Annotated in this window: 18 protein-coding genes; 9 read left to right on the forward strand and 9 right to left on the reverse strand. The window is 73.1% G+C overall.

Features of this window, described 5'->3' with window-relative positions; genetic code table 11:
* Positions 1-19 precede the first annotated feature (19 nt).
* Positions 20-682, forward strand: a complete 663-nt coding sequence (locus FVE25_RS11230) for a DoxX family protein (RefSeq protein ID WP_157246338.1) — start codon at positions 20-22, stop codon at positions 680-682.
* Here FVE25_RS11230 and FVE25_RS11235 read toward each other — a convergent pair.
* Positions 679-1,626: a DMT family transporter gene (locus FVE25_RS11235; RefSeq protein ID WP_157246339.1), complete on the reverse strand. Its 948-nt coding sequence runs from the start codon at positions 1,624-1,626 to the stop codon at positions 679-681. The genes FVE25_RS11230 and FVE25_RS11235 overlap by 4 nt on opposite strands.
* Positions 1,627-1,731: 105 nt before the next feature.
* Between FVE25_RS11235 and FVE25_RS11240 the strand changes: the two genes are divergently transcribed.
* The 6 genes from FVE25_RS11240 (at position 1,732) to FVE25_RS11265 (ending at position 6,408) form a co-directional block, all read left to right on the forward strand.
* Entirely contained in the window at positions 1,732-2,058 is a 327-nt protein-coding gene (locus FVE25_RS11240) for a DUF6328 family protein (protein WP_281367839.1), read from the forward strand.
* A gap of 31 nt (positions 2,059-2,089) precedes the next feature.
* Entirely contained in the window at positions 2,090-2,788 is a 699-nt protein-coding gene (locus tag FVE25_RS11245) for a sulfotransferase family protein (RefSeq protein ID WP_181019532.1), read from the forward strand.
* Between the two features lie 65 nt (positions 2,789-2,853).
* Positions 2,854-3,750, forward strand: coding sequence for an ABC transporter ATP-binding protein (locus FVE25_RS11250; protein WP_157246341.1), 897 nt, complete (start codon positions 2,854-2,856; stop codon positions 3,748-3,750).
* Positions 3,747-4,523, forward strand: a complete 777-nt coding sequence (locus FVE25_RS11255) for an ABC transporter permease (RefSeq protein WP_157246342.1) — start codon at positions 3,747-3,749, stop codon at positions 4,521-4,523. The genes FVE25_RS11250 and FVE25_RS11255 overlap by 4 nt, the downstream gene beginning before the upstream one ends.
* 11 nt (positions 4,524-4,534) lie before the next feature.
* Positions 4,535-5,779 (forward strand): histidine kinase, encoded by a 1,245-nt coding sequence (locus FVE25_RS11260; RefSeq protein WP_157246343.1) that lies wholly within the window; start codon positions 4,535-4,537, stop codon positions 5,777-5,779.
* Entirely contained in the window at positions 5,770-6,408 is a 639-nt protein-coding gene (locus FVE25_RS11265) for a response regulator transcription factor (protein ID WP_157246344.1), read from the forward strand. The genes FVE25_RS11260 and FVE25_RS11265 overlap by 10 nt, the downstream gene beginning before the upstream one ends.
* On the opposite strand, the gene FVE25_RS11270 is transcribed toward FVE25_RS11265, so the two are convergent.
* The 4 genes from FVE25_RS11270 to FVE25_RS11285 form a co-directional block, all read right to left on the reverse strand.
* Positions 6,405-6,650, reverse strand: a complete 246-nt coding sequence (locus tag FVE25_RS11270) for a hypothetical protein (RefSeq protein WP_157246345.1) — start codon at positions 6,648-6,650, stop codon at positions 6,405-6,407. The genes FVE25_RS11265 and FVE25_RS11270 overlap by 4 nt on opposite strands.
* A gap of 160 nt (positions 6,651-6,810) precedes the next feature.
* Positions 6,811-7,896: an MFS transporter gene (locus FVE25_RS11275; RefSeq protein ID WP_157246346.1), complete on the reverse strand. Its 1,086-nt coding sequence runs from the start codon at positions 7,894-7,896 to the stop codon at positions 6,811-6,813.
* 3 nt (positions 7,897-7,899) lie between these two features.
* Positions 7,900-10,608: a hypothetical protein gene (locus FVE25_RS11280; protein ID WP_157246347.1), complete on the reverse strand. Its 2,709-nt coding sequence runs from the start codon at positions 10,606-10,608 to the stop codon at positions 7,900-7,902.
* A 70-nt stretch (positions 10,609-10,678) separates the two neighbouring features.
* Positions 10,679-11,110, reverse strand: coding sequence for a hypothetical protein (locus FVE25_RS11285; protein ID WP_157246348.1), 432 nt, complete (start codon positions 11,108-11,110; stop codon positions 10,679-10,681).
* A 310-nt stretch (positions 11,111-11,420) separates the two neighbouring features.
* Between FVE25_RS11285 and FVE25_RS11290 the strand changes: the two genes are divergently transcribed.
* Complete coding sequence (locus tag FVE25_RS11290; RefSeq protein ID WP_157246349.1) at positions 11,421-11,591, forward strand: hypothetical protein; 171 nt, start codon at positions 11,421-11,423, stop codon at positions 11,589-11,591.
* A gap of 2 nt (positions 11,592-11,593) precedes the next feature.
* On the opposite strand, the gene FVE25_RS11295 is transcribed toward FVE25_RS11290, so the two are convergent.
* The 3 genes from FVE25_RS11295 to aceE all read right to left on the reverse strand — a co-directional run bounded on the left by FVE25_RS11295 (position 11,594) and on the right by aceE (position 15,849).
* Complete coding sequence (locus FVE25_RS11295; RefSeq protein WP_157246350.1) at positions 11,594-12,217, reverse strand: pyridoxamine 5'-phosphate oxidase family protein; 624 nt, start codon at positions 12,215-12,217, stop codon at positions 11,594-11,596.
* 34 nt (positions 12,218-12,251) lie between these two features.
* Positions 12,252-13,340 carry a PrsW family intramembrane metalloprotease gene (locus FVE25_RS11300; protein ID WP_157246351.1) on the reverse strand — a complete coding sequence of 363 codons (1,089 nt, stop codon included), beginning with the start codon at positions 13,338-13,340 and terminating at the stop codon, positions 12,252-12,254.
* Between the two features lie 70 nt (positions 13,341-13,410).
* Positions 13,411-15,849, reverse strand: coding sequence for a pyruvate dehydrogenase (acetyl-transferring), homodimeric type (gene aceE / locus FVE25_RS11305; RefSeq protein WP_157246352.1), 2,439 nt, complete (start codon positions 15,847-15,849; stop codon positions 13,411-13,413).
* A 33-nt stretch (positions 15,850-15,882) separates the two neighbouring features.
* Here aceE and FVE25_RS11310 point away from each other — a divergent pair, with 33 nt between their 5' ends.
* Positions 15,883-16,524, forward strand: a complete 642-nt coding sequence (locus FVE25_RS11310) for a GntR family transcriptional regulator (protein WP_157246353.1) — start codon at positions 15,883-15,885, stop codon at positions 16,522-16,524.
* A 4-nt stretch (positions 16,525-16,528) separates the two neighbouring features.
* Here the strand turns inward: FVE25_RS11310 and FVE25_RS11315 are convergent, their stop codons facing one another.
* Positions 16,529-21,007 carry an nSTAND1 domain-containing NTPase gene (locus FVE25_RS11315; RefSeq protein ID WP_157246354.1) on the reverse strand — a complete coding sequence of 1,493 codons (4,479 nt, stop codon included), beginning with the start codon at positions 21,005-21,007 and terminating at the stop codon, positions 16,529-16,531.
* Positions 21,008-21,053 lie beyond the last annotated feature (46 nt).

The following is a 21,053-nucleotide window of genomic DNA, read 5'->3' on the forward strand; positions in this document are numbered from 1 at the left end:
ATCAGGGCAGGCATCTACCGTGAGACAGACTCTTCGTGATCTGGCCGCATTAGTCGCCCGCGTCGGCGTGGGCGGCCTGTTCTTCGCCAACGGCTGGAACAAGCTGCAGGTCGGCCTGAACGCCACCGGGGCGGAGTTCGCCAGGCAGGGCGCCCCCGCGCCCAAGGCGTGGGCAACCGTCACCATGCTCACCGAGCTCATCGGCGGCGCGCTGCTCATCGCCGGGCTCGTCGTCTCGGTGACCGGGCTCATCCTCTTCGTCGAAGCGCTCGCCGTCTTCCTCATAGCGCCACCGCTCAACCCCATCACCACCAACGAGCTCATCGCGCTGGGCTCGGCCGCCGTCCTGCTGGCCGTCGTGGGCGCCGGGCGCATCTCCGTCGACCACATGGTGGTGATCCGGCGCCGGGAGACGGAGGCGGCCTCGGAGTTCGCCGCCGACAACGAGGCCGACCAGGTCATCGCCTCCCTGCGCGAGCCCAGCCGGCCGGAGGAAGCCGCGCCGAAGGAGGAGGCAGAGGAGCCTCCCTCCCCGGACGACGCGCCGTCCCCGGCTTCGGAGGAGACCGCGCCGCATCCGCGCCCGCGCCGCCGTACGGGAGGGGCGGGCGAACCGCCCGCGCCGGGCGACACGCTCGTGGCGGGCCGCAAGAACCGCGCCCGCAAGGCCGCGGAAGACTAGACGTCGGAGGAGTTCGCGGCGGCCCGGTCCGGCGTGGGCCCGTCTACGGGTACGGCGGAGCGTCGCCCCAGCCGGATCGCCCCCTGGGTCAGCGCGATGGCCACCAGGATGACCGCCGCCCCGGCCGGCTGGTTCCACGTCAGCGCCTCGCCCAGGACCACCACGCCGGAGGCTGCCGCGAAGACCGGCAGCAGGTACGTGACCGTGGAGGTGGTCGTGACCCCGGCCTGCCCCTGCACCCAGTACAGCAGCAGGTAGGCGATCCCGGTCCCGAACCCGCCGAGGCCCAGCATGCTCCACCAGACCTCGGCGGAGGCCGTGGTGTCCACCAGCGGCACCCCGGCCACCGCCGTGATCACGCCGAGCTGTACCGCCCCGCTGAGCAACTGCCCGGCGGCCAGCACGACGGGCGCCTCGGTGCGCCGCCCGGTGATGAAGCGCCCCATGTACGCCCCGCCGACGCCGTAGCAGAGGGCGGCCCCGAAGCAGGCCAGGCTCCCGCCCAGCTGCCCACCGGCCATCGGCTGCCAGACCCCCAGCACCACCATGACCCCGGCGAACCCGAGCCCCAGCCCGGCCATCCGGGAGGCGGTCGGCTTCTCGGCGCGCAGCATGAGGGTGAAGGCGAGCGTGCACAGGGGCGTGGTGGCGTTCCAGATCGCGGCCACGACCGAGGAGACGTACTGCTCGCCCCAGGCGAACAGGGTGAACGGCAGAGTCGTCAGGACGATGGAGGCGATCTGGAAGTGCCCCCACAGCCTGGGGTCGCGGGGCAGCGCCTTCCTGCCGATCAGCACGGCGGCGAGCAGGATGGCGGCGCCGATCACCATGCGGTTGAAGGAGACCTGCAGCGGGTGCAGCTCGCCCACGGCGATCTTGATGAAGAAGAAGCTGTTGCCCCAGATGACCGCCAGGGCTAGGTAGGCGGGCAGCCAGCGCCGCATGGGTCCTCCCGATGTGATGGATCGGCAGGAGCGTATCGGGCTGTTCCTCATGACAGATAGGCATATTTCGCAACAAACCCTGATGTACGGCCCTTCCACCGGATCGTGTACGGCCGGCGGATGCGGGAACGGCTCGTCGCGATCAGCCACCGGCTGACCCTGATGGGCCTGGTGCTCCTGATCGCCGGGGTGGGTTTCGCGCTCACCCTGCTTCTCGACGTCATCGGGCTGACCGGCGGCGGGTACATCGTGGCGGCGACGCTGGCGAGCTTCCTGCTCATCTGGTTCGGGCTGCCGATGTGGTACCGGCTGCGCCACCGCGCACAGCTCGAACCCGGCGACGAGCCGGTCCGCGAGGTGGCCGACGACCTTGCCCCGAACCGGCGAGTCGAGCCCCACCAGGTCAGACTCTTCTATACGGTGAGTCAATGATCGCGTAAAGTCGCGATCGAGAGGAGGCAACATGCTCGACGTGATCGGCGCGGGTCTCCCGCGCACGGGGACCTCCTCCATGAAGGCCGCCCTCGAGCGGCTGGGTTTTGGTCCCTGCTACCACATGTACGAGATCCTCACCCACCCGGGACACGTGGATCACTGGCTGCCCGTGGCCTCGGGGGAACCGATGGACTGGGAGCGCGTCTTCGACGGCTACCGATCCACTCAGGACTGGCCGGCCAGCCATTTCTACCGGGAGCTCGCAGAGCTGTACCCGGAGGCGAAGGTCATCCTGACGGTCCGGGATCCGGTGCGCTGGCATGCCAGCATGCAGACCCTGATCGACGGGCCGAGATCGCTGGCCGCCAGGGACGTCCCCCCTGCGGCGGCGCAGGTTCTGGGGCAGCTCCGGCGGATGATGCCGGTCATGGACACGATCCGGCGCGCCGCGATGGGCCCGGACTTCCCGATGACCGCGGACATGCCGCCGGTGGAGGTCTCGACGGAGTTCTTCGACCTGCACACCGAGACGGTCAAGCGGATCGTCCCGGCGGAGCGCCTGCTGGTCGTCGACGTGCGCGAGGGCTGGGAACCGCTGTGCGCCTTCCTGGGCGTCGCGGTCCCGGAGGAGCCGTTCCCGCATCTCAACGACCGCGACACGATCAGGAACATGATGTCGAAGCTCGTGGAAGAGGGGGTCGTGAGCTCGCCCTTCGATAGAAGGTAACCCCCACCGGACTCGGCGGTCCGCCCCCATACCCTCCCACCTGGGCTTTCCCTAGCGTTGACGGCATGATCACACTACGCGGGCTGACCAAGCGGTACGGCGGGCGCACCGCGGTCGACGACCTGAGCCTGGAGGTGCGCCCGGGGGCGGTGACCGGGTTCCTCGGCCCCAACGGCGCCGGGAAATCCACGACCATGCGCATGATCCTGGGCCTGGACCGGCCGGACGCCGGTTCCGCGCTCGTGGGCGGCCGACCGTACCAGCGGATCGAGAACCCGCTGCGGACGGTCGGCGCGCTGCTGGACGCCCGCGCCGTGCATCCGGGACGCTCGGCGCGGGCGCATCTGGTGTGGCTGGCGCGCAGCAACGGGATCGGCCGGGCGCGGGTGGGCGAGGTGCTGGAGCTCGTTGGGATGGAGTCCGCGGCGCGGCGGCGGGCCGGGGCGCTGTCGCTGGGGATGAGCCAGCGGCTGGGTATCGCGGCGGCGCTGCTCGGCGATCCGGCGGTGCTGATGTTCGACGAGCCCGTCAACGGGCTGGACCCCGACGGCGTGCGGTGGATCCGCGAGCTCATGCGGCGCCTGGCCGGGGAGGGCAGGACGGTGTTCGTCTCCAGCCATCTGATGAGCGAGATGCAGCAGACGGCCGACCACCTCGTGGTGATCGGGCGCGGGCGGCTCATCGTGGACGCGCCGCTGCGCGAGGTGGTCGCCGCCGGCGTGGTGCGGGTGCGCTCGCCGCACACGGGCGAGCTGGCGGTACGGCTGCGCGCCGCGGGCGCCGAGGTGAGCCGGACGGGCGAGAACGAGCTCGTGGCCACGGGCACGACGATCGAGCGGGTGGGCGATCTGGCGCACGAGGCGGGCATCAGGCTGCACGAGCTGAGCGCGCAGGATGCCTCGCTGGAGCAGGCGTTCCACGAGCTGACCGCGGGCAGCACCGAGTTCGGGAGCCGGGTGTGAGGCGGGCGGTGGCGGCCGAGTGGGCCAAGCTGTGGTCGGTCCGCTCCACCTGGTGGTGCCTGGCGGGGGCGGTCACGCTGATGGTGCTGGCCTCGGTGACGGTGGGCGGCGCGCTGGGGTCGCAGAACGGGCAGCCGAGGACCGAGGCGCTGCCGGCGACGGAGCCGGTGGTGGCCGCGTCGATCTTCGCGCAGTTCGCGCTGGTGGCGCTGGCGATGCTGGTGGTCACGGCGGAGTACTCCTCCGGCGGGATGCGGGTGACGGTGCAGGCCGTGCCGGTGCGCGGGCGGGTGCTGGCGGCCAAGGCCCTGGTGGTGGCGCCGGTGTTGTTCGTGGCGGGGGTGGTGAGCGGAGCCGTGGGGGCGGTGCTGACCTCTCTGCTGCTGGGGCTGGACGCGTTCGGCGTGCCGGTGACTTTGAACGCCGGGGAGACGGTGGCGGATCTGGTGCGGCTGGGGGTGTTCTTCGCGCTGGCGGGGGTGCTGACGGTGGGCGCGGGCACGGCGTTGCGGAGTGCGGCGGGCACGCTGACGGTGGTGTTCATGCTCATGCTGGGGCTGCCGCTGCTGATCATGATGACGGGGTCGGCGGCGTTGATCGAGGCGTCGATGCGGCTGCCGCTGTTCGCGGGGCTGGCGTTCATGGACAGCGCGGAGAACCTGACCGGCGGGCCCATGCCGTACCCGTGGGGTGAGGGGCTGGCGTGGCTGCTGGGGTGGACGGCCGCGGCGCTGGTGGCGGGGTATGTCGTCCTGCGCCGGCGCGACGCCTAGACTGCGCAGCCGTGTCGGTGAATGCCGGGCCGGGAAACGCCGGGCCAGGGAGCATCGGGTCGGAGAACGTGGAGCCGGAGAACGTCGGGTCGGAGAACATCGGGCCGGGGAACACCGGGCCAGGGAACGTCGGGTCGGGGAACGTGAGGCCGGAGAACGTCGGGTCGGGAAATGTCGGGATCAGGCTGGTCGGGGTGCTGGCCGGGCTGGTCACCGGGCTGCTCGAACTCTGCCTGCTGACCCTGGCCTGGCCCGCCCGCGCCCGGTGGGGCCCGGCGGTGCTGCGTGCCGAGCGGCGCAGGCTCGCCTGGCTCGGCCAGCGCACCGACGAGCGCCCGCCCGTCTACCGCTACCTGGCGGTCCGCGCCCTGCTCGGCGTGACCGGCGGCTACGCGGTGCTCGCGCTGGCGTTCGTGAGCGTGTTGTTCCTGGGCGGGTCGGTGTGGGCCATGGCCACCGGCGACTCCCAGGTGGTCTCGCTGGCCTACCCCGGCGTCCGGCTGGAGACCGGGAGCGGGGCGATCGGGCTGAGCCTCGGCCTGGTGCTGCTGGCGCTGACCGCGGCGGCCGTGGAGCTGGTCGCCTGGGCCGAGCGGCGGCTGGCCGTACGGCATCTCGGGCCGGGGACGCAGGAGCTGATGCGGCGGCGCATCGCCGAGCTCACCGACACCCGCCTCGGCATCGTGCGCGCCGTCGACGACGAGCGCCGCAGGATCGAGCGGGACCTGCACGACGGCGTGCAGCAGCGGGGCGTCGCGCTGGCCATGCTGCTCGGCCGCGCCCGGCACAGCCCGGAGGCGGCGCCGGAGCTGGTCGAGCAGGCGTACGCCGAGTCGCGCAGGCTCCTGGACGAGCTGCGCAGCGTCGCCTGGCGCGTGTACCCCACCGCGCTCGACGAGCTCGGGCTGCGCGCCGCGCTGGACGGGGTGGCCGAGCGCGCGGGCGTCCCGGTGCAGGTCAGGTACGGCCTGCGGGAGCGGCCCGTGTCCGAGGTGGAGACCGCGTTGTACTTCGTGGCCCGCGAGGCGATCACCAATGCGGTCAAGCACTCCGGCGCCCGTGACATCCTGGTCGATCTGCGCGAGGAGGAGGGCACGGTGGTGATGACGGTCTCCGACGACGGCCGGGGCGGCGCCGATCCGGCGGGCGGCGGCCTGTCCGGGCTGGCCCGGCGGGTGCGGGCGCTCGACGGGAGTTTCGAGGTGCGCAGCGGCGCGGACGGCACCACGGTGCGGGCGGCGCTGCCGTGCGGCTGATCCTGGCCGACGACGCGGTGCTGCTGCGCGAGGGGCTGATCCGGCTGCTGGAGGACGCCGGGCACGAGGTGGTGGCCGCCGTCGGCGACGCCGGCGCGCTGCTGGCGGCGGTCGAGGAGCATCGCCCGGAGGTGGCGGTCGTGGACGTGCGGATGCCGCCCACCCACACCGACGAGGGGCTGCGGGCGGCGCTGGAGATCCGCTCCCGCCGGCCGGAGACCGGGGTGCTGGTGTTGTCGCAGTATGTCGAGAAAACGTACGCGGCTCGGCTGCTGTCCGGGGTGGGTGTCGGCTACCTGCTGAAGGACCGGGTGTCGGAGGTGGCCGAGTTCCTGGACGCGCTGGAGCGCGTGCGGGCGGGCGGGACGGTGCTGGATCCCGAGGTGGTCCGGCAGTTGCTGGCCCGGACCACCCACGCCGACCCGCTGTCCCGGCTCAGCGCCCGCGAGCGCGAGGTCCTGGAGCACCTGGCGCAGGGCCTGGTCAACACGGCCGTCGCCGAACGCCTCCACGTGTCGCTGAGCACGGTGGAAAAGCACGTCAACGCCATCTTCGACAAGCTCGACCTGCCCGCGCACGGCGACTACAACCGCCGGGTGCTGGCGATCCTGCGCTACCTGGAGGATTAGGCGTAGACGCCGGTGCGGTCCACGATCTGTGTGGCGCCCTCCTGGCGGGCGCAGTGGGCGCAGCAGTACCAGGCGCGGTTCACCTGGACGCCGTGGCCGATCACCCGTGCCCCGCAGTGCTCGCAGATGGGGGCCATGGCCTGGATGGCGCACTGGAAGGAGTCGAAGGTATGCACCGCACCCTGCGCGTGCACTTCGAAGGACATGTCGTAGTCGTTGCCACACGTCTCGCAGACAGCCACGGCCGGATTCCTCTCGTTGATGGACGCCCGGAGGAAATACCCCCTTCCAGCACAGCTTTTCCCCAACAACACACCAGGATTGTGCGGCGGAAGGGTGGACATGGAAGGCGTTTACCGGGAAAGCTCAGAGTGACCGTGCCGCTCCCCCACGGCGGCACGGTCATCGCGCGGCCGACATCGCCAGCAGAGGCACGGCCAGCACCGCCAGCAACGCCAGGGCCATACGCAGTCCTCCGGCGGCGGCCAGGGCTCCCACCAGCAGCGGGCTGGCCACGAAGCCCGCGTAGGAGATCGTGGAGACGGCCGCCACCAGCGATCCGCGCGGGTCGCCGGCCGAGGCGCGGCTGAGGATGGCGGGCACCAGCGGTCCCAGTGCCAGCCCGGTCAGCGCGAACCCGGCCAGGGCCCAGCCCGGTGCCGGCGCCAGCCCGGCGAGCACGATGCCCGCGCCGCCGCCCGCGCCGGCCGCCGCGTAGAGGGCGCGCGGGCCGAGCCGGGGCAGCGCCTGCACGATCAGCCGTCCCGCGGTCAGCGCGGCCATGTAGCCCGCCGGGGCCGCCGCGGCCACCAGGGCGGAGGCTTTCAGGTGGTCCTCCAGCAGCAGCGCCGACCACTGCTCGACGGCGTTCTCGATGATCAGCACGCAGGCGGCCAGCGCGCCGAGGAGCGCCGCCTGCCGCCACGGGGTGCGGGTGCGCCGCGCCGTACTCTCCGGGGTGCCCGGCGGCAGGGCCAGCGGTGCGAACGCGCACCCGAGCACCGGCACCGCCACCACGGCCAGCGTCGCCCCCGGCCCCGCGCCCAGGTCGCGGGCCAGGCCCGTGGCGGGCGCGGCGGCGATGACGGCGACGGGGAAGGCCGCGTACACCGGCTGGAAGAGCCTGCGCCCGCTCTGCCGTTCGGCGCGGCCGGTGGCGAGGTTGAGCGTGACGTCCAGCGCGCCGCTGCCCGCGCCGAGCACGAGCAGCGCCGCCGTCAGCGGGTACGGCAGGCCGGAGGCGGCACCGGCGACGGCGAGGATCCCCAGCCCGAACAGCGCCGTGGCCAGGCCGAGCCCGGCGCGCTCGCGGCCCCTGGCCCAGCGCCCGGCCAGGGCCATCGCCGGGATCGCGCCCACCGGGATCGCGCTGAGCGCCAGCCCCAGGCCGGCCGTGGACAGGCCGAGCCCGGCCTTGACCGCGGGCAGCAGAGCCGCCCATGACCCCCAGAACACTCCCCAGACCGCGCAGACGGCGATGAGCGGCACCGCTCACCCCCGGTGCGCGCGTTGCCACAGCACCGGCCAGCCGCCCCTGCCCAGCCAGGCGCCGGGGATCAGGAGGCCGTGCGCGGCGACCCGGTCCTCGAAGGCGGCGAGGTCGGCGCCCAGTTCGGCGGCGGCGGTCCTGGCGGTCTGCCAGGGGGCTTCCGCCAGGCTGGACGACGGATAGCCGGGGATCTCCGCCGCCCCGGCCGCGGTGATCGGGCGCAGGCTGCACTCGCCCCACGAGGTGACGGCGATCGTCAGCGCGCACAGCGCCTCCACGCCGGGCCGCCTGGCCATCGCCGCCGCGAGCGCCGGATGCCCGGTCCCGGCCAGCCTGCCCAGTGCGGCCCGCAGCCGCAGCGCCACCACCTCGGCCGTCCTGGCCTGCGCGATCGCCTCGTGGCGCGCCAGCGAGCGCAGGGAGCCGAGCGGAGGTTCGTCCCTGGTCAGCGGCGTGACGCGGGCGGCCAGCGCGGGCTCCAGCCTGCCGATCGCCGCGCTGAGGGGCCGGGCTCCGGTCACCGCCCAGAACCCGGCCGCGCCCTGCTCGGCCAGGAGCTCGGCGCAGCGCGTCTCCAGTTCCCCGGCGCCGGCCCGGCGCAGCGCCACCAGCCCGGACAGGCCGTCGCCGGTCAGGGCGCGCAGTTCGGGGGCCGCCTCGGCCAGGGCGGTCACGGCCAGCGCCGACAGCGGCTCCTTCGCGGCGCGGAACAGGCGGCCGGGCGGCCGTCCCGGACCCTTCGGCGGCCGGGGCGGGCGCGCCTGCCCGCGCTCCGCGGGCACCGGGAGCCGTCCGGCCCACGCGCGTACCCGGCGCTCCAGCTCCACGTCCGGGTCGGCGTTGAACCGGGCGCGGATCTCCGCCACCCGCCAGCCGTACGCTCGGGGGGTGAGCTCCAGGTTGACGGTGATCTGCCCGTCCTCGTCCAGGAGCGCGGCCAGCACGCTGCGGCCCTCGGCCGCCTCCTTCAGGTAATAGGCCCCGGCGATGCAGTTGCCCATGTAGGTCGCCCAGCCGGCCGGCGCGTGGGGGTCGAGCGCCCAGGTCACCCGGACCGTCGTCCCGGGGACGCGGCTGCCCTCCAGCCGCTTCAGCTCTTCGGGCACCGGGAAGGCGCCGGTCAGGGCCTCGGCCAGCGTCGTGCCCGCCATGAGGCCCGCGATCAGCTCCGGCCAGGTACGGCAGCGCGGCGGCACCCGGGCGCCCAGCGACACCAGTTGCGCCGCGCCCGCGAGGGCCAGGGGCAGCGAATCGGTCCTGGGCAGCAGCGGCTCGGGCTCCGGCTGCTCGGGGTCCCAGTCGGCGTAGGGCACGACTTCCCCGTGGGCGACCACGGCGGCGTCGTGCCCGTGCAGCGCGGCCAGGGCGTCGGCCAGGTCCGCCACCCACAACAGGTCGCCGGCGATCTCCTCGCTCCCCGCGGCCGGCGCATCCGGCTGCTCGCCCGAGGTGGCGTCCCCGGCTCGGGTGGCCAGCGGCTCGGCGGCGCCGAACAGGACCGGCTGTGCCCACGTCGCGCCCGGCCGGGTCGCGGGCACGGCCGCGCGCCAGGCCCGCATGTCGCGCCTCGCCCAGTGCCGCAGATCCTCGTGCAGGTGGCCGGGCACATCCCCCGGCAACTCCGTGACCGCCTCCAGCACCACCACCCCGTAGTCACGGGCGCGGGCCAGCCGCTGCCGCACCAGGACGGCGTGGCCGGGCCGCCGGGCGAGGTCGATCACGTAGGAGCCGGGGCGCGGCGGCAGGCCGTCCTTCCCGCCCACCTTGCGCGCCGGGCGACCGGCGAGCGAGCCGTCCAGCAGTTCGGCCACGGCGCCGACCTGCGCCTTGACGCTCTCGAGCCCTCGTTCCGGGCCCAGGTCGCCCGCTGCCACCGCGCTGCGCAGCAGAACGGTCGCGGCCATGGCGTCCTGGAGCGCCTCGTCGAGCAGGACGGTCCAGTGGTGCGCGGCGGGCGTCCAGCGGGCCGCCTCGGCGAGGGCGGGCATCCGCCCGAACGCCCGCCGCATCAGGCCGACCAGCACTTCGTCGGTGTGCTCCTGGTGGCGCCGGCTCAGGTCGTCCTCCCGGCTGGTCTTCCCCTGGGTGGCCAGCCGCGCCGTACGCCGGTCGGCTCTGGCGCGGCCGGCGGTGACGCGCTCCCACAGGTCGGTCAGGAGCCGCGCCCGCCGGGGCCGCGGCACGTCCGCGAACACCTTCTCCAGATGCCCGGCCAGCCGCGAGGCAGGGCCCTCCACCTCGAGGTCCCGGCCGAGGCGGAGGACGGTCTCGAGCTGCTCGGGCCCCAGGACGTCGCTGGCCGCGGAGGCCAGCGTGAGGGCGGCCCAGCGGCTTTCCGCGACGGCCAGGGAGGCGGCGGCGCCGACGGGCCTGGTGGCGGCCGGGCCGAACAGGGCGACCAGCACCCCGGCGCGCTCCCCGAGCCGGTGGGCCTGCTCGGGCCCGAGCACCCGCAGCGCGGCGAGGACGGCGTCACGCCGGTCCCCGGCGGCCCCGGCCAGCCGCGCGGAGCGGAATCCGGCCCCGAGGTCCACCCCGGCCCCGGCGGCGGCCTCGCCGCCGGCGGCCACGAGCCGTCTGAGCTCGGCCAGCGCGGGACCCGCGTCGCATGCTCCGGGCCCCACGGCGACGGGGGCGCCGGGCAGCGCATCGCCTAGTACCCGGGCCTGCCGGCCCGGGTGGGTCACCACGCCGAAGGCCAGCAGTGTCATGATCCTCCCTCCGTTTTCCACGGTAAGGACCACGTGCCCGGAAAACACCTGCTTTTCCGGGCGGGTCAGGTCAGCGGAACCGGGCCTGCCCCCGCTTGGTCCAGCCGCCGCTGAGGGCGATGTAGCCCTTGGCGTACCAGGTCGTGAACTGCTTGACGGCCCGGACGGGGCTGTCGGAGTACTCGATCCTGTTCGGGTTCCAGAGGCCGAGCTTGCGATAGCGGCTGAGCTGGGCGGCGGCCTTCCCGGCGGTCCCTGCCGGGCGGACGGCGCCGTTCCTGAGGTCGATCCAGGCGCGGCCCTTGGCGGTGAAGGCGCCGTCGCGGCCGATGAGGCGGTATATGCAGTACGTCCGGTGCTGCCGCTTGGCGATCTTGGCGTCGTCGGAGTACTCCACCCGGTTCGGGTCGAAGGCACAGGCGGCGGCGGTAGCCGTACCCGGGGACAGGACGAGCGCGCCCGCGACCAGGGAACCGGCGATGAGGATGTTTCGCGTGTTCATGCTGGTGACGATGCCTGCCGTACCCCTAGGCCGGTTCTCGGCGACCCCGCGGTTGTGTAACGGCCGTACCGGTAGAAATACGTTGAGCGGGCCGCCTCCCGCCGCGTAGGTTGCAGCAATGGGGAGCGAAAGGGGGCGGACCATGCGACGCGTTCGGAAGATCAAGCCATCGACAAAGAAGCGGCCGGAACTGGACCTGCGCACTCCCTCGGGGCGGGTACTTCCTTACTGATTGCACTCCTTACGTGGAGCTTACGGGTGTTTCTGTAGATAACATCGGTAACAAAAACATCACGCCGGGGGGCTGGAGATGAAGAGGCTTGTGGTGGTACCGCCGCGGATCGCCAGGCATAAGGTCCGGGACATCCGGTCGGCCGGCCACCGCAGGCCCGCCGCTCTCGACCCCAAGGTCGTCGATCTGCGCGCCTACAGCGGCCGTAACGTGATCCTGTTCCCGGGCGGGCCGACGCCGGCCGCCTGAGGTCACACCTTGTAGAGCTTGTCGGCGTACGCCGCGCCGTAGTACGCCTCAAGCTGCTCGAGCGTCTCGGAGACGCTCTGGACGCCCTTGACGATGCTCGCGTGCGAGGGCAGCGTGTCGGACTCCCACTTCTCCGGCTTCCACAACGCCGAGCGCAGGAACGCCTTGGCGCAGTGGTGGAAGATCTGCTCGATCTCGACCACGATCGCGAGCTGGGGCCGATGCCCCTTGACGATCATCTCGTCGAAGAACGGCGCGTCACGCAGCAACCGGGCCCGGCCGTTGATGCGCAGGGTCTCGTTCCTGCCCGGGATCATGTAGATCAGCCCCACATGGGGATTGCGCAGGATGTTGCGGAACCCGTCGGCGCGCCGGTTGCCCGGCCGCTCCGGGATCGCGATGGTCGTGTCATCGAGCACGAGGGTGAAGCCCGCCGGGTCGCCCTTGGGCGACACGTCGCAGGTGCCGTCGTCGGCGGCCGTGGCGATCAGGCAGAACGGCGAGGCCGCCAGCCACTCCTTGTCCAGCTTGTGCAGCTTGGGGCGGTCCTTGTTGGCGGCTCGCGGCAGGACCTCGCCCAGAAGGTCGCGCAGCTCTTCTTCCGATCCGATTTCGACCCAGCTCATCCGCCCATTGTTGACCATAAGCGGTCACATGTGGCTACCAGCGGCGTGTGGCCGCCATCACATGCAGGAGAGCGTCGCGTTCGGCCGCGAACAGCGCCAGGTCCATCCGCTCCCGCTCGGCCCGCACGTGCAGCATGGTCAGCTCGGTGGCCGCCTGCTGGTAGTCCGACATCGCCCGGCCCAGCCCGGCGCTCCTGGCCCACCGGCGCGCGTGCCTGCGCGCCTTGAGCGTGCTCAGCATGCCGGCGTCCTGCGGGCTCACCAGGCCGGTCGCCTGATAGCGCGGCAGCACGTCGGCCATCCTGGCCACCAGCAGGCGCCGCTCGCGCACGGTCACCACGATCAGCACGACCAGCACCGTCATGATCACCAGGTAGGCGAGGCCGAACAGGGCCAAGGAGCCCGTGGAGGCGCTGCCGTTCCACATCGCGTGCAACGCCACCGCCCCCAGGTACCCGAGCGGAATCGCCCAGTACCGCCGGTGCACGACCGCGGCCGCCACCCCGATCCCGATCAGCGAGGTGTAGACCGGATGCCCCAGCGGCGAGATCAGCCCGCGCAGCACGAACGTCTCCACGGCTCCGCCGAGGCCGCCCTCGTCGTACGAGCTCAGGTAGTAGCCCACGTTCTCGACCGCGGCGAAGCCCAGCCCGGCCATCGACGCGTAGATGACGCCGTCGGTCAGCCCGTCGATCTCCCGCCTCCGGCGCAGCAGCATCAGCAGTGCCGCGCCCTTCAGCGCCTCCTCGATCACCGGCGCCAGGATCACCGTGCCCACGTCGTCCGCCACGCCTTCGCCGTACCCGAGCCCGGCGACGACCGCCTCCCCGGCCAGCGTGAACACGATCGCGAGGACGACCGCCACCCCCGCGCCCCACGCGAAGGCGAAGCCGAGGTGCAGCCGCGGCTCGGGCTCCAGCCGGTCCAGGCACAGCACGGCGGCCAGCAGCACGGGCAGCGGCGCCAGCGCGAGCAGCATGGCGAGGCCCCACCCGAGCGGGCCGCCGCTGATCAGCATGACGGCGAGCACGAGCGCGGCCAGCACGCTCGACACCACCAGGCCGATGAGCAGCCCGAGGCTCGGCCGCGGAGCCAGGCCGGGAGGACGGAGATCGACAGCCATGCTCCAGTGTCGTCCCCGCCCATCAACGCCCACTTGACTTTCGCTTACAGCACCCGGCGGCAGCGCCCGATCACTCGATCGCTTTGAGCACCGCGTCGGCGATAGCGCGCGGGTCCACACCGAAGTGCTCGCGCACCGCCTCGCGCGTGTCCGACAGGCCGAAGCCGTCGGTGCCGAGCGAGGTCCACGGCCGCTCGATCCACGGCGCGATCTGGTCGGGCACCGCCCGCATCCAGTCGCTGACCGCGATCACCGGCCCGTCCGTCCCGGCGAGCGCCCGCTTCAGGTACGGCACGCCGTCCGTGGCCATGGCGTCCCGGCGCAGCTCGCTCCAGGAGGTGACCGACCAGACGTCCACGCCGACGCCGTACTCCTCCTCCAGGAGCTCCTGCGCGGCCAGGGCCCAGTGCATGGCGGTGCCGCTGGCCAGGATGTGCGCCTGCCCGCCGCCCGCCCGGTAGCGGTAGATGCCCCTGACGACGCCCTCCTCGACGCCTTCCGGCATGGCCGGCTGGGGCATCGGCTCGTTGTAGACGGTCAGGTAGTAGAAGACGTTCTCCGCGGCCGGGCCGTACATCCTGCGCAGGCCGTCACGCACGATCACGCCGACCTCGTAGGCGAAGGCCGGATCGTAGGCGAGCACCGCGGGGTTGGCCGAGGCCAGCAGGTGGGAGTGGCCGTCGGCGTGCTGGAGCCCCTCCCCCGTCATCGTGGTACGGCCGGCCGTGGCGCCGATCAGGAACCCGCGGCCGAGCTGGTCGGCCAGGGCCCACATCTGGTCGCCGGTGCGCTGCCAGCCGCACATCGAGTAGAAGATGTAGAACGGGATCATCGGCTCGCCGTGGGTGGCGTAGCTGGTGGCGGCGGCGGTGAAGGAGGCCATGGAGCCCGCCTCGGTGATGCCCTCGATGAGGATCTGGCCGTCGGCCGCCTCCTTGTAGGCCAGCAGGAGCTCGCGGTCCACGGCGTCGTAGCGCTGGCCGAGCGGCGAGTAGATCTTGGCCGTGGGGAAGAGCGACTCCATGCCGAAGGTTCTGGCCTCGTCGGGGACGATGGGCACCCAGCGGCGGCCGGTTCCCGGCTCCTTCATGAGGTCCTTGACCAGACGGACGAAGGCCATCGTGGTGGCGACCGGCTGGGTGGAGCCCTTGGCCGTCGCCTGGAAGGGCTTGTCGCCCGGCAGGTCCAGATTTTTCGGGACATACACCCGCTGGGGGATGGGACCACCCAGCGCGGCCCGCCGCTCGCGGGCGTAGCGGGCCTCCGGGGAGTCCTGGCCCGGGTGCAGGAAGGGCGGGAGTTCCCCGTCGAGCGCGGGGACCGGCAGGCCGAGCCGTTCCCCCATCACCCGGAACTCCTCCAGGGAGAGCTTCTTCATCTGGTGGTTGGCGTTGCGCGCCTCGACGCCGGCGCCCAGCGTCCAGCCCTTGACCGTCTGCACGAGGATGACGGTCGGGGCGCCCTTGAGGCTCTTGGCCCGCTGGTAGGCGGCGTAGACCTTGCGCGGCTCGTGCCCGGCGCGGGAGCCGCCGACGATGCGCCGCAGGTCCTCGTCGGTGGCCGTGGTGGACAGCCCCTTGAACAGGTGCTCGCGGATGTAGGCGCCGTCGGAGGCGGCGAACGTCTGGAACTGCCCGTCGGGGATCTCGCCCAGCCGGGCCACCAGCTCGTCGTCATGGAGCAGGCCGTCCCACTCCGCGCCCCAGAGCGCCTTCACCACGTGCCATCCGGCACCGCGGAAGACGCTCTCCAGCTCCTGGACGATCCGGGTGTTGCCGCGGACCGGGCCGTCGAGCCGCTGCAGATTGCAGTTGATCACGAAGGTGAGGTTGTCGAGCCCCTCTCGGGCGGCCAGGGTCAGCGCCGCCGTGGACTCGGGCTCGTCCATCTCGCCGTCGCCGAGGAAGGCCCAGACATGGCCGGCGCTGGTGTCCTTGATGCCGCGGTTGTGGAGATACCGGTTGAAGCGCGCCTGGTAGACCGCGTTGAGGGGGCCCAGGCCCATGGAGACCGTGGGGAACTGCCAGAAGCCCGGCATGGCCCGCGGGTGCGGGTAGGAGGGCAGCCCGCCCCGCGTCTCGCGCCGGAAGTTGTCCAGGTGCTCCTCGCTCAGCCGGCCCTCGAGGAAGGCGCGGGCGTAGACGCCCGGTGAGGCGTGCCCCTGGAAGTAGACCTGGTCGTGGCCGCTGTGGAAGAAATGGTGGAACCCGACCTCGTACAGCCAGGCCGCGGAGGCGTAGGTGGCCATGTGCCCGCCCAGGCCCAGCTTGCTGCCGCGGCTGACCATGGCTGCGGCGTTCCAGCGGTCGTAGGCGGCGATGCGCTCCTCCAGCTCCAGATCACCCGGGTAGGGCGGCTCCTCGGCCGTGGGCACGGTGTTCACGTAACGGGAGGACGTGGCCAGCCTCCGTAGCAGGTACGCGACCCGCTCAGGACCGGCGACCCGCCTGACGGCGTCGAGCGACTCGAGCCACTCGGCGGTCTCCTGAGGATCCAGATCTTTCTCCATACATCCATTAAACACCCAATGATCGATCATTGGATGTTAGGGCGAGTGTTTTCACGATTTAATCTCCCTGTGAAACCCGTAGTGCGATCCCCGCTCCGCGACGAGATCCGCCGTCAGCTCGTCGACGGCCTGATCTCCGGCCGCTGGGCCCCCGGCGAGCGCATCGTCGAACGCCGCATCGCCACGGACCTCGGCGTCAGCCAGGCCCCCGTCCGCGAGGCGCTGCGAGAGCTGGAGGCGTTGCGCCTGATCGAGTCCTCGCCGAACAAGGGCGCGCGGGTCCGCCCCTTCACCCGCGACGACCTGCGCGAGGTCTACCAGGTGCGGGCCGGCCTGGAGGAGACCGCCGCCCGCCTGGGCGCGCCCTCGGTCGAGGTCCTGGAGTCGTGCACCGCCCGCCTCGGCGACGCGGCGGCCGACGGCGCCCTGGCCGACCAGGTGAGCGCCGGGATCGCCTTCCACCGCGAGATCGTGGCCGCCTCGGGCAACGCGCTGCTGCTGTCGGTCTGGGAGGGCCTGGGGCTGGAGGTGTGGACGCATCTGTCGATCCGGCTGTTCCGCGCCGAACTCCACGAGAACGCCGCCGACCACCGCCCTCTCCTCGACGCCTTCCGCACCCGCTCCCCCGAGGCCCCCGCCATGCTGCGGGCGCACATCCTGAGCTACGCCCCCTGACCGCTCAGCGGGCGCAGACGTCCTGGTACGGCAGCGCCGACACGTACCGCGACCACTGCTCGCGGTTCAGCCCGCCACCGGTCACCAGGCAGGCGGTCTCGTCCAGCCGCTCGCGCAGCGCGTAGGTCGGCCGCAGGTCCCACAGCACGACCTCACCCCGGCTCCCGGCCGTGGCCAGGGTGTCGCCGTCGGCGGAGAAGGCCATGTGCCCGATGGAGTCCTCGTTGTCGTCCAGGGAGGCGCCCACCTGCCGGGGCAGGATCCGGTTGCCGAGGTCCCACAGATAGCCGTCGCCGTCGATGCCGCCGGTGACCATGAGGTCGGCGCCGGGGGCGAAGGCCACGCTCACGCCGGACAGCGTCCCGTGCGGGATCAGCGGGTCGCCCAGGCGCAGGGGCCGGGCCCGGTCGGTGAAGTCCCACAGCACGACCGCGCCGTTGCGGTCCGACAGCGCCAGCAGGGCGCCCGTGGGGGACAGCTCGGCTCCGACCAGGTACTGCCTGAGCCCGCTCAGCCACGGCCCGAGCGCCCTCGGCCGGGCGGGGTCGCTGATGTCGAAGAGCCCGGCGGTGTTGGAACCCGGCTCCTGCGACGCCGGAGAGGAGACGATCTGGCCCGCGCCCGGCGACGGCGGCACCGAGGGGCGCACGCCCACGTCCTCGACCGGCTGCCCCTTCCCGCGCAGCACCGCCAGCACGCGGCCGTCGCGCAGCCGCCACGCCTTGACCACCCCGGCGGAGTCCCCCAGCGCCCTGGCCAGGTGGCGGGGGCGTTCCGGGTCGCCGACGTCCCAGACGTCGATCAGCGAGTCGCCGCCGACCGTGACCCTCCTGCCGTCGGCGGAGAACACGATCGAGCGGATGATGTCACCACGCCCGCTCAGCGAGCGCGCCAGCCGGCGGGGCCGTTCCGGCACGCTGAGGTCCCACAGGATGACGGTCCCCTTGCCGTCGCCGGTGGCCAGCAGCTTGCCGCCGGGCGAGAAGGCGACGGCGTCGACGCCCTCGCCGATGTGCCCCCAGAGCTTGGCCAGCAGCCGGGGATGGGCACGGTCGCCGACCCGCCACAAGGCGATCGTGGTGTCCCGGCCGCCGGTCACGAGCATCGAGCCGTCCTCGGACCACGCCATCGCGTAGATCTCCTGCTTGTAGCGCTCCTTGTGCCCCACGAACGGCGGGCCGTACCCGCGGGGCTGCCCGGCGCGCACCAGGTTCCACAGGGTGATGCGGCCCTCCTCGCTGCCGGAGGCCAGCGCGCCGCCGCGCGGGGCGAAGGCCACCTCGTTGTCGTCCTGCCCGGCGCGCAGCCGTTCGGTGCGGGACGGGTAGTCGATCTCGCTGACGTCCCACAGCAGCAGGCCGGTGTCCCGGCCGCCGGTGGTGGCCAGCACCGCGCCCTCCGGCCCGAAGGTGGCCTTCGCGCCCATGGCCGCCCACAGCAGATCCCGGGCGGGGCGGGGACGCGCCGGGTCGCTCACGTTCCACAGCATGATGCCGCGGAAGTCGCCTTCGACGGCCAGCGTCCGGCCGTCGGGGCTGAAGGAGAGCGAGCCGATGATGTCGGACTCCTTCGGGGTGACGCGGCTGATCTCCTTGCGGCGCCGCAGGTCGTAGAGGACCACGGGGTGCTTGTGCGAGCTGCCCGCGGCGGCGATCAGGTTGCCGTCTGGAGAGAACGCCAGGTTGTCCACGTATCCGGGCAGGACCCGCATCGGCCCCCCGAGCGGGCGGATCCGGGCGGGATCGCGCAGGTCCCACAACTGCAGCGCGGGCTTCTTCTCCGTCGAGGTGGCCAGCACGGTGGCGTCCGGCGAGAACCACGCGCCCCCTTGGCGGTACTGCACGCCCTTCACCGGCGTGCCGACCCGGCGCGGGCGGGCGGGGTCGGCCAGGTCCCACATCGTGACCGCGCCGGTGTCACTGGCCGCGACCAGCCGGGTGTCCCCGGCGGCGAAGGCGACCGTGACGTTGCTGTGGAAGTCCAGGAAGACGAAGGGATCGCCGAGCTGGCGTGGGCGCAGCGGGTCGGAGACGTCCCAGAGCATCATCGCGCCGGAGTTGAAACCCGCCGCCAGGTACCTGCCGTCGCCGGAGTAGGCGATCGAGCTGACGGGGCTGTTCACCCCGATGAGCTGGCCCGCGTACGCCGTGGTGGTGACCGCGCGGCGCAGGGAGGCGGCCGTCTCGACGTCGGGGTGGATGCGGTGGGCGGCGACGTTGAGCATGAGCGCGGTCCTGGCGTCGGAGTCCAGCGCCGCCTCGGCCTTGGCCACGAGCTGCCGGGCCAGGGCCACCAGCTCCTGCTCGCGCGTCGCGTCGCGCTGCTGCTGCGCCGTCCTGACCTGGAGTACGGCCACGCCGCCCATGACCAGGGCGACCGCGAGGAGCGCCGAGAGCGCGGCGAACGTCTGCCGGCGGCGCCGGCGGCCGCGCGCCTCCTCCCGCACGCCCGCGTCCAGGAACTGCCGGGCCGGGCCGGTGAGCGGATCGTCGCGCCAGCGGTGCTCGGCGTGCAGGACGGCGGCCAGCCGTTCGCCGCGGTAGAGGTAGGAGGGGGCGCGCTCGTTGCGCACCCAGTCGTCGGCGTCGTCGGCGAGCTGGCTGCGCAGGGCGTGCCCGGTCAGGTCGGCCTCCAGCCACCCGCGCAGGCGCGGCCAGTGCTGGAGCAGGGCGTCGTGGGCGATCTGCACGGAGTCGGTGTCGACCACGATCAGGCGGCTGCGGGCGAACACCTCCAGGACCTCCGCCTCCTCCAGCTCCGCGCGGCCCACCTTGCGGCGGGTCAGCTTCACCTCGGACGAGACCCCGGTCAGCCGCTGGAACACCTGCCGTGCCTCTTCCTGGTGCGCCGTGTCCAGGCGGCTGTAGGCCACCTCCGCGCTGGTGGCGACCGCGTGGGTGACGCCGCCGGTGCGGGCGTAGCCGTGCCGCGTCAGCAACGGGCCCTCCCGGTGCTCCCAGACGGTCAGCATGGTCTGCGACAGCAGCGGGAGCACGCCCGCGTCGAACCCGCCCGCCGAGGAGCGCAGCTCGCCCAGGATGGTGTCGGCCAGCCCCGCCTCGATCTCCAGCCCGGCCACCTCCGCCGGAACGGTGATCGCCGCGCGCAGCTCCGCCTCGGTCATCGTGCCGAGGACGAACGCCGATCGCAGCGCGCCGACCAGCTCCTGATACCCGGCACAGCGGTCGATCATGTCGCCGCGCACCGCGACCACCACCATCGCCGCGGGGATGCCGGCCTCCCCCTCCGGGACCGTGCCTGCGGCGTGCAGGGCGGCGATGAACGCGGCCTGTTCCTCCTGCCCGGCCGCGAAGATCTCCTCGAACTGGTCCACGACCAGGATCAGCCGCGATCCGGCCGCGGCCGCGGCGGACCGCCCCTTGCGCCGGGCGTCGTGGTCGACCGCCTGCCGTACCAGCAGGGAGGCGTCGTGCGGGCGGCGGCGCAGCGCGTCCAGGACGGCGGTGGCGGCCAGGCCGGACAGGCTCGCCAGCAGCGTCGCCAGCACCGCCAGCGGCGAGGGGGCGGGCAGGGTGAGCACGTGGCGCGGCCAGTGGGCGGCGGCCTCCGACAGGTCGCCCCTGGCGATCGCGGGGAACAGGCCGGCGCGTAACAACGAGGACTTGCCCGCGCCCGAGGCGCCGGTCACCACCACCAGGCCGGGTCCCGACAGGCGCTCGGACAGGGTGCTGACGAGCTGGGCGGTGACGACCTCCCGGCCGGAGAAGACCTCCGCGTCGGACTCGCCGTAGGTCGCCAGGCCCTTGTAGGGGCTGGCGTCGCTCCAGCGCGGCGCGGACGGCTCGCGCGGCGCGTCGTTCGCGCGGGTGCGCCGCTCGATCACCGCCAGCCGTTCCAGGAGCAGCCGGGTGTCGGTCGCCTGCTGGTACTGCAGGCCCACGGTCACCCGCAGGTCGGCGCGCTGCTGGTCGACGCCCTCCCTGATCAGGCGCAGTTGGCTGCCGACCTCGGTCAGCACGAAGCCGAACTCGGCGAACTCCGCGCCCAGACCGGCCAGCCCGTCGGCCAGCGCCGTCTGCAGGTCCCGGTCCGCGGACTCGACGGCCGCCTCGATCGCCGCCCCCACCAGCCCGAACTCCCGCAGAAGCCGGCCCATCTCCGCGCGCAGCCGGTCGGCCTCCTCGCCGCCGGACTCCAGCACCTCGTGGAAGCGCTGCTCCAGCTCGTCCTCGACCTCCTCGCGGGAGGGCTGCCCACCGCGGTTGCGGAGGTTCGTCACGCCGTTCTTCATCACGTCGGTCAGCATGTTGCCGCCGATCGCGGCCAGCACGTTGACGCCCGCGGCGGCCAGGGCCGGCGCGCCCAGCCCCGACGTCAGCAAGGGCGCGAACGCCCCCGCCGACAACGTGGCCAGCAGCACCGACGGCGTCCACGCCCGTGCCCGTGCGCCGGCCGCACGCACCTTGCGGGCGACGCCGCCGCGCATCACTCCGGGTGGATCCTCCTGCGACTCACTGCTCACACCGAACAATGTCCCGCTCCGGAGGCCCGGCGGCAATGAGCAGGGG

The organism is Nonomuraea typhae (genome assembly GCF_009760925.1).
In the GTDB taxonomy this organism is placed as follows: Bacteria; Actinomycetota; Actinomycetes; order Streptosporangiales; family Streptosporangiaceae; genus Nonomuraea; species Nonomuraea typhae.